Genomic DNA, 14,249 nt, shown 5'->3' on the forward strand with positions numbered 1-14,249 from the left:
CCACAATTGCGGGCCGACCAACCGGTCAGCCGACCGCACCGGCGGCCGCCGAGGGTCAACCCGCGCAACTCCGGCATCCCGGGTATCACACTTTTTCGGGACCAGGCTGGCATTTACCTTCGAATCATCAGGTCGAGTCGGCACCTGCGGCGCCCCTCCCCCGTTCGTACCAGGCGGACCCCCCACCCGCGGCCACTCCGGGGTGGGCCGGGCGGGGCACACGCGCGTCTTGGGACGTTCCCCGCGGGGCGCACGCTCTCCTTGAGGCGTTCGACGGCGGCCACGTAGTGTTCTCCTCGGCGCCCGAACGCTTCCTCGCCCTCGTCGAGCCGTTCGTCTCCGACCGCCTGGGCCGCGCTCTCCGGGCTGACCATCGAGGTGATGCCGATGCGGGACCTCCGGCCGCTGCCCAAGGCGAACCTGCACCTGCATCTCACCGGGTCGCTGCGGCCCGCCACGCTCGTCGAGCTGGCCGACCGGTACGGGCTGGCGCGGCCGTCGCCCCTGCGCGCGGGCGCGGTGCACGGCTGGGCCGCCTTCCAGGAGCGCTACGACACCGCCCGCGCGGTGCTGCGTACCCCGGCGGACCTCACCCGGGCGGTGGCCGAGGCCGCCGAGGACAGCGCGGCGGACGGCGGCGGCTGGCTGGAGTTGCAGGTCGACCCGACCTCGTACGCCGAGCGGCTCGGCGGCCTGGAACCGGTGGTGGAGGCGGTGCTGGCCGGCGCGGCCGGTCGGGCCGCCGGCATCGTCCTCGCCACCAGTTGGGCCGCCGCCCCCGAGCACGCCACCCGGGTGGCCCGCCTCGCGGCCCGGCACGCCGGCGCCGGGGTGGTCGGCTTCGGCATCTCCAACGACGAACGGCTCGGCCGGGTCGCCGACTTCGTACCGGCCGCCCGCGTCGCCGCCGACGCCGGCCTGCTCGTGACCCCGCACGCCGGCTTCTACGAGGCCGCCTGGCACGTCCGCGACTGCGTACGGCTGCTCGGCGCGCAGCGGATCGGCCACGGCCTCTCCGCCGTCGGCGACCCGGCCGTGCTCGCCCTGCTGGCCGAGCGCGGGGTCACGCTGGAGGTGTGTCCCAGCTCATATCCGCCGCTCGGAGTGACCGCCGACCTGGCCGCTACCCCGCTGCGCCCGCTGCTCGACGCCGGGGTACGGGTCGCGCTCGGCCCGGACGACCCGCTGCTGTTCCAGCACGGGCTGGCCGACCAGTACGCGACCGCGCGGTCGGAGCTGGGCTGTTCCGATCCCGAGCTGGCCGAACTGGCCCGGTACTCGATCGAGGCCAGCGCCGCCCCGGCGGCGGTACGGCGCGCGATGCTGGCGGGTGTCGAAAGGTGGCTGGGCGGAATGCAGGAAGATGGCGGACGCGTTGCCTTGACCGAGGTCGCGTCCGCCGTGGACGGGCCTCGGCCCACCCCGCTGAGGAGGTCCTGACCGGTGCTCGACCCGCACGAGCTCTACCAGCTCGCCGACGATCTGCCCGAACTGGGTCAGCCGGTGCTGATCCAGGCGCTGACCGGCTTCGTCGACGCCGGTAACGCCACCCGACTCGCCCGCGAGCACCTGCTCTCCACGCTGGAGGGGCGCCCCGTCGCCACCTTCGACATCGACCAGCTGCTGGACTACCGGTCCCGCCGACCCACCATGCTCTTCGTCGAGGACCACTGGGAGCGGTACGAGGAGCCCAAGCTCCAGCTGCACCTGCTCCGGGACGACGACGAGACCCCCTTCCTGCTGCTCACCGGCCCCGAGCCGGACCTGCAGTGGGAACGGTTCACCGAGGCGGTCATCGCGCTCGTGGAGCGGCTCGGCGTACGGCTCACCGCCGGGTTCAACGCGATCCCGATGGCCGTACCGCACACCCGCCCCACCGGCATCACCGCGCACGCCACCCGCCGCGACCTGATCGGCGGCTACGAGCCCTGGCTCCAGCGGGTACAGGTGCCGGGCAGCGCCGGCCACCTGCTCGAATACCGCCTCGGCGAGCGGGGGCGCGACGCGCTCGGGTTCGCCGTGCACGTGCCGCACTACGTCGCCCAGACCGAGTACCCGGCCGCGGCCGAGCTGCTGCTCACGTCGGTCTCCCGCGCCACCGGCCTGCTGCTGCCGACCGAGGCGCTGCGCGAGGCCGCGGAGGCCGTACGCACCGACATCGACCGGCAGGTGGCCCAGACCGACGAGGCGGTGGCGCTGGTTCAGGCGCTGGAGGAGCAGTACGACGCGTTCGCCCGCGGTCGCGGCGAGAACAACCTGCTGATCAACCCGAGCGGGCCGCTGCCCACCGCCGACGAACTCGGCGCCGAGCTGGAGCGCTTCCTCGCCGAGCAGGGCAAGCCGGGCGATCCGCCCACCCGCTGAGCTGCGCGGACGGGCCCCTTGTCCAGGGGGCCCGTCCGTACCCGCGGGGCCGGGGTGCGCGGCACGGTGGGCGGGTCCGGCGCGGATGCGGCAGGCTGGGCCCATGCGCTTGGTGACCTGGAACGTGAACTCCGTGAAGGCCCGGCTGCCCCGACTGCTGGCCTGGCTCGACGAGACCCGGCCGGACGTGGTCTGCCTGCAGGAGACCAAGTGCCCGGACGGCTCGTTCCCGGTGGCCGAGGTCGGCGAGCTGGGCTACCGGGCCGCCAGCCACAGCGACGGCCGCTGGAACGGGGTCGCCGTTCTCTCCCGGGTGGGCCTCGACGACGTACGGGTGGGGTTCGCGGGCGAGCCGGGCTTCCCGGACCCGGAGGCCCGCGCCATCTCCGCCACCTGCGACGGGCTGCGGGTCTGGTCGATCTACGTACCGAACGGGCGTACCCCGGACTCGCCGCACTACGAGTACAAGCTCGCCTGGCTGGCGGCGCTGCGCGAGGCGCTCGCCGACGACCTGCGCTCCGGTACGCCGCTGGCGGTCTGCGGTGACTTCAACGTCGCCCCGACCGACGCCGACGTCTGGGACCCGGCCCTCTTCGTCCACTCGACGCACGTCACCCCGCCGGAGCGGCAGGCGCTGGCGCGGCTGCGCGAGCTGGGCCTGCGGGACGTGGTGCCCACCCCGATGAAGGGGCCGCACCCGTACACGTACTGGGACTACCGGGCCGGCATGTTCCACCAGAACAAGGGCATGCGGATCGACCTGGTCTACGCCACCGAGTCGTTCGGCGCGACGGTGCGCTCCGCGTACGTGGACCGCGAGGCCCGCAAGGGCAAGGGTCCCTCCGACCACGCCCCGATCGTCGTCGACGCGGACTTCGGCACCGGGCCGGCGGAGTTCGGCGCCGCGCCGTCCGGGGATGCCGCGCCGCCGCGCGGTGCCGAGCCGTCCGGCGGGGTCGAGCCATAGGCTGGAGCCATGGCAGTCGTGAAGATCAACGCGATCGAGGTACCGCCGGGCGCCGGCGAGGAGCTGGAGCGCCGGTTCGCCGCCCGGCAACGCGCGGTCGAGGGCTCCCCCGGATTCCTCGGCTTCGAGCTGCTGCGCCCGGTGGCCGGCGAGACCCGCTACTTCGTCTACACCCGGTGGGAGAGCGAAGAGGCGTACCAGGCCTGGGCGAGCGGGCCGGCCCGCGAGGCGCACGCCCGGCCGCACGGCGGTGGTGAGGCGCCGAGACCGGTCTCCACCGGCGCCAGCCTGCTGGAGTTCGAGGTGGTCCAGCAGGTGGGCAACGGCTGACGGCCCCGGCCGGGCCGGCACGGGCCCGGGCGCCGGGACGGTGCGGGTTCAGGCCGGGCCGAGCAGGTCCCAGCGGTTGCCGGCGATGTCGAGGAAGACGGCGACCCGGCCGTACGGCTCGGTCCGCGCCGGCCGGACGAAGGTGACCCCGGCCTCGGTCAGCCGCCGGTGGGTGGCCTCGAAGTCGTCGACCCGGAGGAAGAAGCCCACCCGGCCGGCCACCTGGTCGCCGACGGCGGCGGCCTGCCGCTCGCCGTCGGCCCGGGCGAGCAGGATCCCGGTACGGGCACCCGGCGGCCGTACGACCACCCACCGCTTCGGGCGCCCGTCGGTCGTCGTCGAGGGCCTGTCCTCGGTCAGCTCGAAGCCGAGCACGCGGGTGAAGAACTCGATCGCCGGGTCGTACTCGGCCACGACGACGGTTACGAGATCAAGATGCACCGCCGGAGCGTACGCGTCCCGCGCCCGGTGGTGCCGCTCAGGTTTTACGGGCCTTGACCAGCGAGGCGAAGACGACCACGTTGTCGGCGTAACCGATGCTCCCGCCGACCCACTCACCGCCGCAGGTGATCAGCCGCAGCCCGGGCCGCTGGTAGTCGCCGTAGACCCGCTCGGTCGGGAGCTTCGCCTTGTCGAAGTGCTCCACCGAGTTGACCTCGAAGATCGCCACCGACCGGTCCGCCCGGGCCACCTGGATCTTCGCACCGGCGCGCAGCCGGACCAGGTCGTGGAAGACCGACGGCCCGGTACGGGTGTCGGCGTGCCCGACGATGATCGCCGGACCGAACTGCCCGGGGGTGGGGCCGCGCTCGTACCAGCCCGCCTCGTTGTGCCGGGCCAGCGGCGGTACGGCGATGGAGCCGTCGTCGGCGAGCCCGACCCGCTGCACCGGCGCCTTCACCCGGATCGAGGGGATCTCCACGCGGACCGGGCGGCTCGGCTCCAGCACCGGAAAGTCCCGCGGCGGGGGGCGGCTGCCGGAGCCGAGCAACTCCAGCGACCAGTCCCGGGACCGGCCCAGGCCGGCGCCGGTGGCGAAGACCCCGACGAGGACCAGCACCACGGCGAGCGGGCCGCTCCAGCGGCGCCGGCCGCCGCGCGCCGTACCGTGGCCGCCCGCCGCCGTCCGACGGCCCCGAACCGTCGGATAACGCGGAACGGACGGCGCGGGCATGGCGTGGAGGTCAGCGGCCCGCGCCACCGGGCGACGGCGGTCGGACGGTCGGCGCGCCGCGCCGACGCCGCAGCGTGACGATCCCGAGCGCGACACCGAGCGCGGTGGTGCCGACGCCGCCCGCGAGGATCAGCTTCCCCGGGTCGACGCCCCCGCCGCCGCCGAACCCGGTCGCCGGGCCGCGCCAGGGCATGTCGCCCGCCACCACCACCAGCCGGGTCGTGGCGGACCTGCCGTCCGGACAGCTCAGCCGGACCCGGTACGTGTCGGCCCGGGTGGTGTGCGGCACGGTCGCGGACCCGACCAGGAAGCCGGCCTGCGGGTACACGGTGACCCCGCCGAAGGCGGCCGACTCGACCGTTGCCGCCTGGGTGTTGACCCGGCAGCTCGCCTTGATCTCGACCCGGTATCCGGCCTGCACGGTGTCCGGGTCGAGCCGCACGAACGTGTCGGCCGCCGCGGCCGGCGCGGCGCCCAACAGCACGGCGAGGGGTGCCAGGACGGCGGCGAGCAGCGCCGCGCCTCGGCTCGCTCCGGACACCATGCCTCCTCCCCGTACGCCGGCCGGCGCCGGAAGGACCGGCCCGCCGTGCCGACGATCGTGCTATCCCGCGTGGTAGCTCACACCTGACCGGTACCGGCCGTCGCGTAGGCTCATCTCCCTGTGACCTCCATCCAGCCGGCGGAAACCCCTGCCTTCCAGCATCGGGCCGGGGCGCCGACGCCGCGGCGGGTTGCTCAGATTCGTACCTTCCATCCGCGCCGGGGTCGGTTGAGCGGGCGGCACCACGACGCGCTGGAGCGGCTCTGGCCGCGCTGGGGACTCCTCGTGCCGGGCACCGAGCCGCGGGTTCCGGGTACCGGGGCTCCGGGCGCGCCGCGCACCCGCGCGGGCGCGACGACGGCCGTCCCGGATCCGGCGACGTCGGACGCGTCCGCCGCGACCGGGGTGGATCTGCCCGGCCTCTTCGGCCGCCGGGCGCCCGTGGTCCTGGAGATCGGCTCCGGCATGGGTGAGACCACCGCCGCGATGGCGGCCGCCGACCCGGGCCGAGACTATCTCGCGGTAGAGGTGCACACCCCCGGAATCGCCAACCTGCTCGCCCTCGCCGAGCGGCGCGGCCTGACCAACGTCCGGGTCGCCCAGGGCGACGCGATCGACCTGGTCCGGCTCCTGCCGGCCGGGAGCCTCGACGCGGTACACGTCTTCTTCCCCGACCCGTGGCCGAAGGCGCGCCACCACAAGCGGCGGCTGATCCAGCCCGCGCACGTCGCGCTGCTCCGGTCCCGGCTGGTGGCGGGCGGGACGCTGCACTGCGCCACGGACTGGGCCGAGTACGCGGCCGCGATGGCCGAGACGCTCGCCGCGGATCCCGAGCTGGTCAACGCCTTCGACGGGTACGCGCCCCGGCCCGCGCACCGACCGGTCACCAAGTTCGAGCGGCGCGGGCTCGCCAGCGGGCACCAGATCTTCGATTTGATCTTCCGCCGCGCGGCGCTCCCCGCCGATCCCGGCTGACCGCCCGGGCCGACTGGCGCTCGCGGCGTGATCAAGGCACCATTGACGCGCCATGACCCTTACCGATCAGCTGCCGGGCAGCGCCGACCCCGATTCCCTCTTCGACGCGTTCGCCGGCTGGGCCAAGGATCAGGGGCTCACCCTCTATCCGCACCAGGAAGAGGCGCTGATCGAGATCGTGTCGGGCGCCAACGTCATCCTCAGCACCCCGACCGGATCCGGCAAGAGCCTGGTGGCGACGGGTGCCCACTTCGCCGCCCTCGCCGACGACCGGGTGAGCTTCTACACCGCGCCGATCAAGGCGCTGGTCTCCGAGAAGTTCTTCGCGCTCTGCGACATATTCGGCGCCGAGAACGTCGGCATGCTCACCGGCGACGCGAGCGTCAACGAGGACGCGCCGATCATCTGCTGCACCGCCGAGATCCTGGCGAACATCGCCCTGCGCGACGGCGACCAGGCCGACGTCGGCATGGTGATCATGGACGAGTTCCACTTCTACGCCGAGCCAGACCGGGGCTGGGCCTGGCAGGTGCCGCTGATCGAGCTGCCCCAGGCGCAGTTCGTGCTGATGTCGGCCACCCTGGGGGACGTCACCCGGTTCGTCGACGACCTCACCCGGCGTACCGGGCGCCCGACCGCGAACGTCCGCAACGCCGAGCGGCCGGTACCGCTGATGTTCTCGTACGTCACCACGCCGTTGCACGAGACCCTGGAGGAGCTGCTCAGCACGCACCAGGCACCGGTCTACGTCGTGCACTTCACCCAGGCCGCCGCCCTGGAACGGGCCCAGGCGCTGATGAGCATCAACGTCTGCAGCCGGGCCGAGAAGGACGCCATCGCCCAGGCCATCGGGAACTTCCGCTTCACCGCCGGCTTCGGGCGTACGCTCTCGCGGCTGGTCCGGCACGGCATCGGCGTACACCATGCCGGGATGCTGCCCCGGTACCGCCGGCTGGTGGAGACCCTCGCCCAGGCCGGGCTACTCAAGGTCATCTGCGGTACGGACACCCTCGGGGTCGGCATCAACGTACCGATCCGCACGGTGCTCTTCACCGCGCTGTCGAAGTACGACGGGGTGAAGACCCGGCTGCTCAAGGCCCGCGAGTTCCACCAGATCGCCGGCCGGGCCGGTCGCGCCGGCTTCGACACCATCGGGCGGGTGGTGGTGCAGGCGCCCGAGCACGTGATCGAGAACGAGAAGGCGCTGGCCAAGGCGGGCGACGACCCGAAGAAGCGGCGCAAGGTGGTGCGCAAGAAGCCGCCGGAGGGATCGATCGGCTGGGGCAGGCCGACCTTCGACCGCCTCGTCGAGGCCGAGCCGGAGCCGCTCACCTCCAGCTTCCAGGTCAGCCACTCCATGCTGCTCAACGTGATCAGCCGGCCCGGGGACGCGTTCGGCGCCATGCGGCACCTGCTCACCGACAACCACGAGGACCGGCCGGCGCAGCGCAGGCACATCCGGCGCGCCATCGCGATCTACCGGGCGCTGCTCGCCGGCGGGGTGGTCGAGCAGCTGGCCGAGCCGGACGAGGCCGGCCGGCGGGTACGCCTCACCGTGGACCTGCAGTTCGACTTCGCCCTCAACCAGCCGCTGTCGCCGTTCGCCCTGGCCGCGATCGAGCTGCTGGACGCCGAGTCGCCGACGTACCCGCTCGACGTGCTGTCGGTGATCGAGGCGACCCTGGACAACCCACGCCAGGTGCTCTCGGCCCAGCAGTTCAAGGCCCGCGGCGAGGCGGTCGCGCAGATGAAGGCCGACGGCATCGAGTACGAGGCCCGGCTGGAACTGCTCGACGAGGTGACCCACCCGAAGCCGCTCGCCGAGCTGCTGGAGGCCGCCTACGAGATGTACCGCCGGGGCCACCCCTGGGTCGCCGACCACGAACTCGCCCCGAAGTCGGTGGTCCGCGACATGTACGAGCGGGCCATGACCTTCGTCGAGTACATCTCCTTCTACGGCCTCTCCCGGTCGGAGGGGCTCGTGCTGCGCTACCTCGCCGACGCGTACAAGGCGCTGCGGCACACCGTCCCCGAGGACGCGAAGACCGAGGAACTGGTCGACCTCATCGAGTGGCTGGGCGAGATGGTCCGGCAGGTGGACTCCAGCCTCATCGACGAGTGGGAGCGGCTGCGCAACCCCGGCGCGACGGTCGAGGCCGTGCTCGACGAGCGGCCGCCCGCGGTCACCGGGAACCTCCGCGCCTTCAAGGTGCTGGTCCGCAACGCGCTCTTCCGCCGCGTGGAGCTGGCCGCGCTACGCCGCTACGACGAACTGGGCGCGCTGGACGCCGAGTCCGGGTGGGACGCCGACGCGTGGGCGGACGCGCTGGAGCCGTACTTCGAGGCGTACGACGAGATCGGTACCGGCCCGCAGGCGCGCGGGCCGGCGCTGCTGATGGTCGACCAGCAGCGGGACCGCTGGACGGTACGCCAGATTTTCGACGATCCCGACGGCGACCACGACTGGGGAATCAGCGCGGAGGTGGACCTGGCCGCCTCCGACGAGGTCGGCGCGGCGGTGCTCCGGGTGACCGAGGTCGGCCAACTCTAGGCGGTGGCCGGTCGCCCGGGGCCGCACGGAAGCGGGTCCGCGCGGCGCTGGAGGTACTGCGGCAGGAGGGCGAGGCGCCGAACGCGCCCGCGCCCGGCCTGGACCGCCTCGGCGACCTGGTCACGGCGGCCGGGCGAGCCGGATTGGAGATCCGCGTCGAGCTCGCCGAGACCCGGCCGCTGCCGCCGGAGGTCGACCTGGCGGCGTACCGGATCGTCCAGGAGGCGCTGACCAACGTGGCCCGGCACGCGGCCGCGACCGCCGCGGTGGTCCGGGTCCGGCCCGACCGCGACGACGTGCTGGTGGAGGTCGAGGACGACGGCACCGGCGGACCGGGTACGCCCGGCAACGGGATTCTCGGCATGGGCGAGCGGGCCCGGGCGCTGGGCGGTTCCCTGGCCACGGGTCCACGCCCGGACGGCGGCTTCCGTGTCGCCGCGCGCCTGCCGTTGCGCCCCGGACCGGCGCCGGCGGGAGCGCCGACATGATCCGGGTCCTGGTCGCCGACGACCAGACCCTGGTACGCGCCGGCTTCCGCTCCATCCTGGAGGGCGAGGACGGCTTCGAGGTGGTCGGCGAGGCCGCCGACGGCGCCGAGGCGGTCCGGTTCGCCCGGCAGTCGCGGCCGGACGTCGTCCTCATGGACATCCGGATGCCCGGGCTGGACGGCCTGGCCGCCACCCGGGAGATCACCGCGAGCTCCGACGTCCGCGTGATCATCCTGACCACGTTCGACCTGGACGACTACGTCTACGGGGCGCTGCGGGCCGGCGCGAGCGGCTTCCTGGTCAAGGACACCGAGCCGGCGGAGCTGATCCACGGGGTGCGGGTGGTGGCGCGCGGTGACGCGCTGATCGCGCCGTCGATCACCCGCAGGTTGATCGCCGAATTCGCCGCCCGGGCGTCGCACCCCGACCCGCGACCGCGGCTGCGCGGGCTCACGGAGCGGGAGCGCGAGGTGATGGCGCTGGTCGCCGCCGGCCTGTCCAACGACGAGATCGCGGCCCGGCTGGTGCTGAGCCCGGCCACCGCGAAGACACACGTCAGCCGGATCATGACCAAGGCCCAGGTCCGGGACCGGGCCCAGTTGGTGATCCTCGCGTACGAGTCCGGCCTGACGATCCCCGGCTGGCTCACCCGCCCCTGACCCCGGCCCAGGCGCGGGCCGCCGGTCGAACCGGCCGGCGGCCGTACGTCGTTGCCCGCGTTGGCGGGCCGGTGTGCCGCCGGGTCAGCGGTCGGCCGGGCGGCGGGAGCGGGCTGGCGGGTCAGCGGCCGGCCGGGCGGCGGGAGCGGGCCAGCGCCAGCCCGGCGACGGCCATGGCGACCAACCCCACCAGGATCGCCACGATGCCCCCGCCTCGCCCGTTGCCGGTGCCGAGACCACCGTCGGAGATGACCACGACCACCGCGCCGACGGCCGCTCCGATCAACCCCAGCAGCAGGGCGACGACGGCCTCGCGTCGCCCGGAGCCGGTGCCCGTACGGCCGGCGGCGCGGGTCCGGGCGAACCAACCGACGACCACGCCGACCAACGCCACCACGGCGGCCAGGGCTGCCCCGATCCGCCCGGGGCTCATGGTGTAGACGCTCGCGGCCGAGTGGAACGATCCGTGGTCGGCGGCCGGCGAGGCGAGTCCGATCCCGCCGAGCGGGGCGGTCGCGGCGGCGGTGAGCAGGTGACGGACGGACATCGAGGATCCCCTTCGCTCGCATGACGGGTACAGGCGGCAGCGTATGTAGCGGCGCGGTGACACGTCGTCGTGCCGGAGTCGCCGATGGGCCTACCACCCGGGTTGTGTGCGCCCGGAGCGTCCTACCGCCACGGTTGTCTCCCCCGCCCGGAACACGGCCTCGTCCGTCCCCGCCAGTACCGGAATCCGCCGGCCGTGACGCTATTGCCGCCCGGTGTCTCTAGCGGACCAGCGAGCCCATGTGTACAAGGGGTTCGTGGATGTGCTCAATGTGGCGAACGTCGTCGTGGGCATCGTCGGCGGGATCGCGTCGGTCGTTGCGCTGCTGATGACCCTCCGTGACCGCGCCAGGCCGCGGCCGTCCGCCACCGCCGGCGCGTCGGCGCAGCCCGTGGCGGACGGGGACGGCGGTGCAGAGCAGATCGACCCGCCGAAGGCAAGGCCAGCCGGACAACCGCGCAGCGCCCGCCTTACCCTGCTGCTGTTCACACCGTGGATCTTCGCCGCCGGCTTCTTCCTGTCGGGTTGGTTCACCAACGACGTCTTCGACCCCGACCCACCAGTCATGTGGGCGGTCACCCTGGTCACCGGCTGGGCGGTCTCGGCCGTGTGGATCACCGTGGTCATCAAGCGCACCCGCCACCAGGAGCTGAAGTGACGGCACCATCCGGACGGGGAAGCAAGGACGTCCTCACCCTGCGAGGGATGCCGACGAGCCGGGTGGGCGTTGAGGTCGTCTCCACCAGGTAGCTTCAGACGCTCGGCTGCTGAGTTGTCCAGGATCCGCTGGCGGATTCGGGGATCTCGGTGTTTGAAGCCTCGGTGGGTTCCCGGGAGGCAGTGCTGTCCAAGGGCCAGCCTTGGGCGCTAGCTGGGTGTAGCCGTTCTCTCGGCACGCCGCCAGCAGGTCCTGAACCATTCCGCGCAGGTCGCCCGCCCGATTCCCCGCTACGGCCGCCGCCGCGTACGCGGCCAGCAGACGCGCCGGCCCACTGATGTCGGGGTTGGATGACTCCGCGCCGACCTCACCCGCGGCGGCCAGGTCCGCTGGAGTCGCCCCACCGGCAGCCTCGATCCCCTTCAACGAGTCACACATCTGCTGGCCAGCAGCGTCCGTGGAGGTCGACGACGAAGATCCGCTCGGTGCGACGGCGGTCGTGGCGGCGGCCGTTGCCGGCGTTGCAATCGTGCTCGGCGTCGCGGTGGCGTCGCCGGCAGACGAGCCCTCGTCACCTCCGGCACATCCGCACATCGCGGTCACTACAAGCAAGGCAGGTACGGCGATCAGCCATCGAGGTATCACATTGGCCCAGTATTCCAGAGCGCCCTGGGCCGAAGGGTACTCCCGCTGGCTCGGGGGGTGCGCCCACGTTTTCGGCACGTCGCTCCTGCACAACCCGCACGGGTGCCACCGTCGGTGCCAACGGTCCCGGGCTGGGCACCCGCAACCGGTCGGTCAACAGCTGTTCGGTGGCGGTGGTCAGGGTTCGGGAGGTGGTGCTCACCACCGGGGGTCCACCGACGGCCATGGAGCGTCCCATGGCGCGGCTGGACATGTTGGTGCACACCGCTCCATGTCACAGCAGGGCCTCGATCTCGTCGGCGGCGGTGGGAGCGCCGGGAGAGGAGCGGATCTCGGCACCGAGACGAGCGGCTGCGGCGCGGTGCGGGCCGGGGGCGAGCATGCGGTCGACGGCGGCGCGGATGGTGGCTGGAGCGGCCTGCCGCGACACCACCTCGGCGGCGCCGACGCCCTGGATCAGCGAGCCGACCAGTGGCTGGTCGCTGCGGTCGAACATCGGCAGGATCACCATCGGTAGATCGTGCGCGAGGGCCTGCATCGTTGTGCCGTGGCCGCCATGGCCGACAACGAGGGACACGTCCGGCATCACCTTGGCATGCGAGACGTACCCATGAATTTCCACAGTGGGCGGTTTCCGGATCTCTTCGGGCCGTACGGCGTTGCCCGTGGTGAGGATGACCGGCAGCGCCAGGTCGGCGACCGCGTCCACGACGGACTGTAGGGTGTCGACCTGGCCTGGGTAATACAGCGAACTCAGGCTCACCAGCACCTTGCCCGAGGAGCAGGCCGGGACGGCGGGTGGCACGACCGGGCCGACCACGCGCGCGTTGGTCGGCAGCGGCGACGTGGGCTCGAGCGACGGCACGGTGGTGACCAGCGCCCGGTCGGCGCCGTCCCAGAGGCGACGGGGACGTAGGCCCTTCAGGGTGGCGATCGCGTTGGTCACTCCGGTGCCGAACTCCTGCCGAATGTACTCGTAGAAAGTGTGCACCAACGCCACGTGCCGCACGCCGGACCGCCGGACCGCCGCGAGCGCGCCGACCAGCATGCAGTCCACGACAGCCACGTCACACGGGTGCTCGCGCAGAAGGGCGGCGACGTCACGGCCGGCGCCCCGGTCGACGCACGTGGCCAGGTAGGTCAGTTCGGTTCGGCGGGTGGTCAGCCGGGCCCCCGGTTGCCAAACGCGGGCCTGTTGGTACGTGTGGAAAACAAAGCCATTGGACTCGATCGGCGAGCGCATCTGGGCGTGACCGAGAACCCGCACGCGGTGGCCGCGGGACTGTAGCTCGGTCGCTATGCCCACGGCCGCTGCTGCGGCGCCGCCACCGTCCCACGTGACGACCAGGATGTCGCTCATTGCAAGACTCGGTCGACGAGTAGTTTTACGCGGGAAGCCGCCAGGCGCCGGCTGAGCCCGCGGTCGCGGCGCAGCAGCTTCCAGGTGTAGACATCAGTGGCGACGATCAGCAGGTCGAGTAGCGCGTCACGGGCGGCTGGAGGGCGGGCGTCGAGGGCTGGCGCGAACACCTGTGTGACCCAGTCACGATGCACGGCTCGGCCACGGTCCATCAGGCGTTTGACGTGCGGGTCGGCATCCTCCTTGCCGAGTAGCCGGACGTTGGCGTCGCCGCGCCGTTCGTATTGGTCGTAGAGCACCCGGATGGCACGTGCCGGGTCGCCGGCCGGTGTAGCCCGCTCCTCGACGAGCGTCGAGGTCGCCTCCGCAATGAGCTTGTCACGGTTACCGAAGTGGCGCAGCACCGTCTGCACGCTTACCTCCGCGCGGGCCGCGACGTCGGCGAGGGTCACCTCGGGTAGCTCGCCGAAAGCTGCCACCGTCGCTTCGACGATGCGCTGTCGGGTAGCGGCCATGGACTCGGCGCGCGCTGTCTGAGTGTATACGCGTGACAGTTTCATGTTAGCGGACGTTAACACGAATCTGCCCCCAGCAGCAGCCGGTACCGCACACCATCTGCGTCGACTACCGGAGCCCGAAGCCGTCCAGCTCCCACGTCAGCCGCTTGGAGATCGCACTCAACGCCTCAAGTCAGCATCTTTCGACATCGATCATCCGATTCCTGATCGCCGCCCTTCAGCCGGACGTGGCCCGGACATGGCCACGCCGTTGGCCAACTTCCCGCGGACTGGCCAACTTCCCGCGGACTGGCCACCTTCGGTTGGACCGGACAGCGGGTGTCGGGTCCGCCGGAAGGTTGCGGACGACCGAGGCGCTGACCGGCAACTCGCAAGGGGCGCTGACCAGCAACTCGCAAGGTAGGTCCGGACGACATCGTGCCGAAGCGTCCGGGCCCATCTTGCGAAAATCCTGACCCGAGGCGACCAT

General features: G+C 72.6%; 15 protein-coding genes. 9 read left to right on the top strand and 6 right to left on the bottom strand.

Annotated elements, in window-relative coordinates; genetic code table 11:
- Window positions 1-387: 387 nt before the first annotated feature.
- The 4 genes from add to AB0J86_RS15930 all read left to right on the top strand — a co-directional run bounded on the left by add (window position 388) and on the right by AB0J86_RS15930 (window position 3,661).
- Window positions 388-1,440 carry an adenosine deaminase gene (add, locus tag AB0J86_RS15915; protein WP_363857592.1) on the top strand — a complete coding sequence of 351 codons (1,053 nt, stop codon included), beginning with the start codon at window positions 388-390 and terminating at the stop codon, window positions 1,438-1,440.
- A 3-nt stretch (window positions 1,441-1,443) separates the two neighbouring features.
- On the top strand, window positions 1,444-2,364 hold the full coding sequence (locus AB0J86_RS15920; protein ID WP_363857594.1) for a PAC2 family protein: 921 nt from the start codon (window positions 1,444-1,446) through the stop codon (window positions 2,362-2,364).
- A gap of 103 nt (window positions 2,365-2,467) precedes the next feature.
- Window positions 2,468-3,331, top strand: a complete 864-nt coding sequence (locus tag AB0J86_RS15925) for an exodeoxyribonuclease III (protein WP_363857596.1) — start codon at window positions 2,468-2,470, stop codon at window positions 3,329-3,331.
- A 9-nt stretch (window positions 3,332-3,340) separates the two neighbouring features.
- A complete protein-coding gene (locus AB0J86_RS15930) occupies window positions 3,341-3,661 on the top strand; it encodes an antibiotic biosynthesis monooxygenase (protein WP_363857598.1) in 321 nt (106 codons plus the stop codon).
- A gap of 48 nt (window positions 3,662-3,709) precedes the next feature.
- Here AB0J86_RS15930 and AB0J86_RS15935 read toward each other — a convergent pair whose 3' ends face one another.
- Genes AB0J86_RS15935 through AB0J86_RS15945 form a run of 3 tightly spaced genes read right to left on the bottom strand, consistent with a single transcriptional unit; the run spans window position 3,710 to window position 5,376 of the window.
- Window positions 3,710-4,102, bottom strand: a complete 393-nt coding sequence (locus tag AB0J86_RS15935) for a VOC family protein (RefSeq protein ID WP_363857600.1) — start codon at window positions 4,100-4,102, stop codon at window positions 3,710-3,712.
- 37 nt (window positions 4,103-4,139) lie between these two features.
- Window positions 4,140-4,835, bottom strand: a complete 696-nt coding sequence (locus AB0J86_RS15940) for a class F sortase (RefSeq protein WP_363857602.1) — start codon at window positions 4,833-4,835, stop codon at window positions 4,140-4,142.
- Window positions 4,836-4,845: 10 nt separating this feature from the next.
- Window positions 4,846-5,376: a hypothetical protein gene (locus AB0J86_RS15945; protein WP_363857604.1), complete on the bottom strand. Its 531-nt coding sequence runs from the start codon at window positions 5,374-5,376 to the stop codon at window positions 4,846-4,848.
- Window positions 5,377-5,577: 201 nt separating this feature from the next.
- Here AB0J86_RS15945 and trmB point away from each other — a divergent pair, with 201 nt between their 5' ends.
- The 4 genes from trmB (at window position 5,578) to AB0J86_RS15965 (ending at window position 10,052) form a co-directional block, all read left to right on the top strand.
- Entirely contained in the window at window positions 5,578-6,354 is a 777-nt protein-coding gene (trmB, locus tag AB0J86_RS15950; protein WP_363857736.1) for a tRNA (guanosine(46)-N7)-methyltransferase TrmB, read from the top strand.
- A 52-nt stretch (window positions 6,355-6,406) separates the two neighbouring features.
- Complete coding sequence (locus AB0J86_RS15955; protein WP_363857606.1) at window positions 6,407-8,905, top strand: DUF3516 domain-containing protein; 2,499 nt, start codon at window positions 6,407-6,409, stop codon at window positions 8,903-8,905.
- A 143-nt stretch (window positions 8,906-9,048) separates the two neighbouring features.
- On the top strand, window positions 9,049-9,393 hold the full coding sequence (locus AB0J86_RS15960) for an ATP-binding protein (RefSeq protein WP_363857608.1): 345 nt from the start codon (window positions 9,049-9,051) through the stop codon (window positions 9,391-9,393).
- Window positions 9,390-10,052 carry a response regulator transcription factor gene (locus AB0J86_RS15965; protein ID WP_363857610.1) on the top strand — a complete coding sequence of 221 codons (663 nt, stop codon included), beginning with the start codon at window positions 9,390-9,392 and terminating at the stop codon, window positions 10,050-10,052. Before AB0J86_RS15960 ends, AB0J86_RS15965 begins: the two co-directional genes overlap by 4 nt.
- A 121-nt stretch (window positions 10,053-10,173) precedes the next feature.
- Here the strand turns inward: AB0J86_RS15965 and AB0J86_RS15970 are convergent, their stop codons facing one another.
- Window positions 10,174-10,599: a DUF6223 family protein gene (locus AB0J86_RS15970; RefSeq protein WP_363857612.1), complete on the bottom strand. Its 426-nt coding sequence runs from the start codon at window positions 10,597-10,599 to the stop codon at window positions 10,174-10,176.
- Between the two features lie 256 nt (window positions 10,600-10,855).
- Here AB0J86_RS15970 and AB0J86_RS15975 point away from each other — a divergent pair, with 256 nt between their 5' ends.
- Window positions 10,856-11,257 (top strand): hypothetical protein, encoded by a 402-nt coding sequence (locus AB0J86_RS15975; protein ID WP_363857614.1) that lies wholly within the window; start codon window positions 10,856-10,858, stop codon window positions 11,255-11,257.
- A 919-nt stretch (window positions 11,258-12,176) separates the two neighbouring features.
- On the opposite strand, the gene AB0J86_RS15980 is transcribed toward AB0J86_RS15975, so the two are convergent.
- Together AB0J86_RS15980 and AB0J86_RS15985 are read right to left on the bottom strand one after the other, a co-directional pair.
- The gene (locus tag AB0J86_RS15980; RefSeq protein ID WP_363857616.1) at window positions 12,177-13,262 is read right to left on the bottom strand and encodes a glycosyltransferase; all 1,086 of its coding nucleotides are present in this window, start codon (window positions 13,260-13,262) and stop codon (window positions 12,177-12,179) included.
- A complete protein-coding gene (locus AB0J86_RS15985; RefSeq protein WP_363857618.1) occupies window positions 13,259-13,822 on the bottom strand; it encodes a helix-turn-helix domain-containing protein in 564 nt (187 codons plus the stop codon). The genes AB0J86_RS15980 and AB0J86_RS15985 overlap by 4 nt, the downstream gene beginning before the upstream one ends.
- Between the last annotated feature and the right edge of the window lie 427 nt (window positions 13,823-14,249).

It is taken from the genome of Micromonospora sp. NPDC049559, assembly GCF_040676675.1.
Taxonomy (GTDB): domain Bacteria; phylum Actinomycetota; class Actinomycetes; order Mycobacteriales; family Micromonosporaceae; genus JBFAPK01.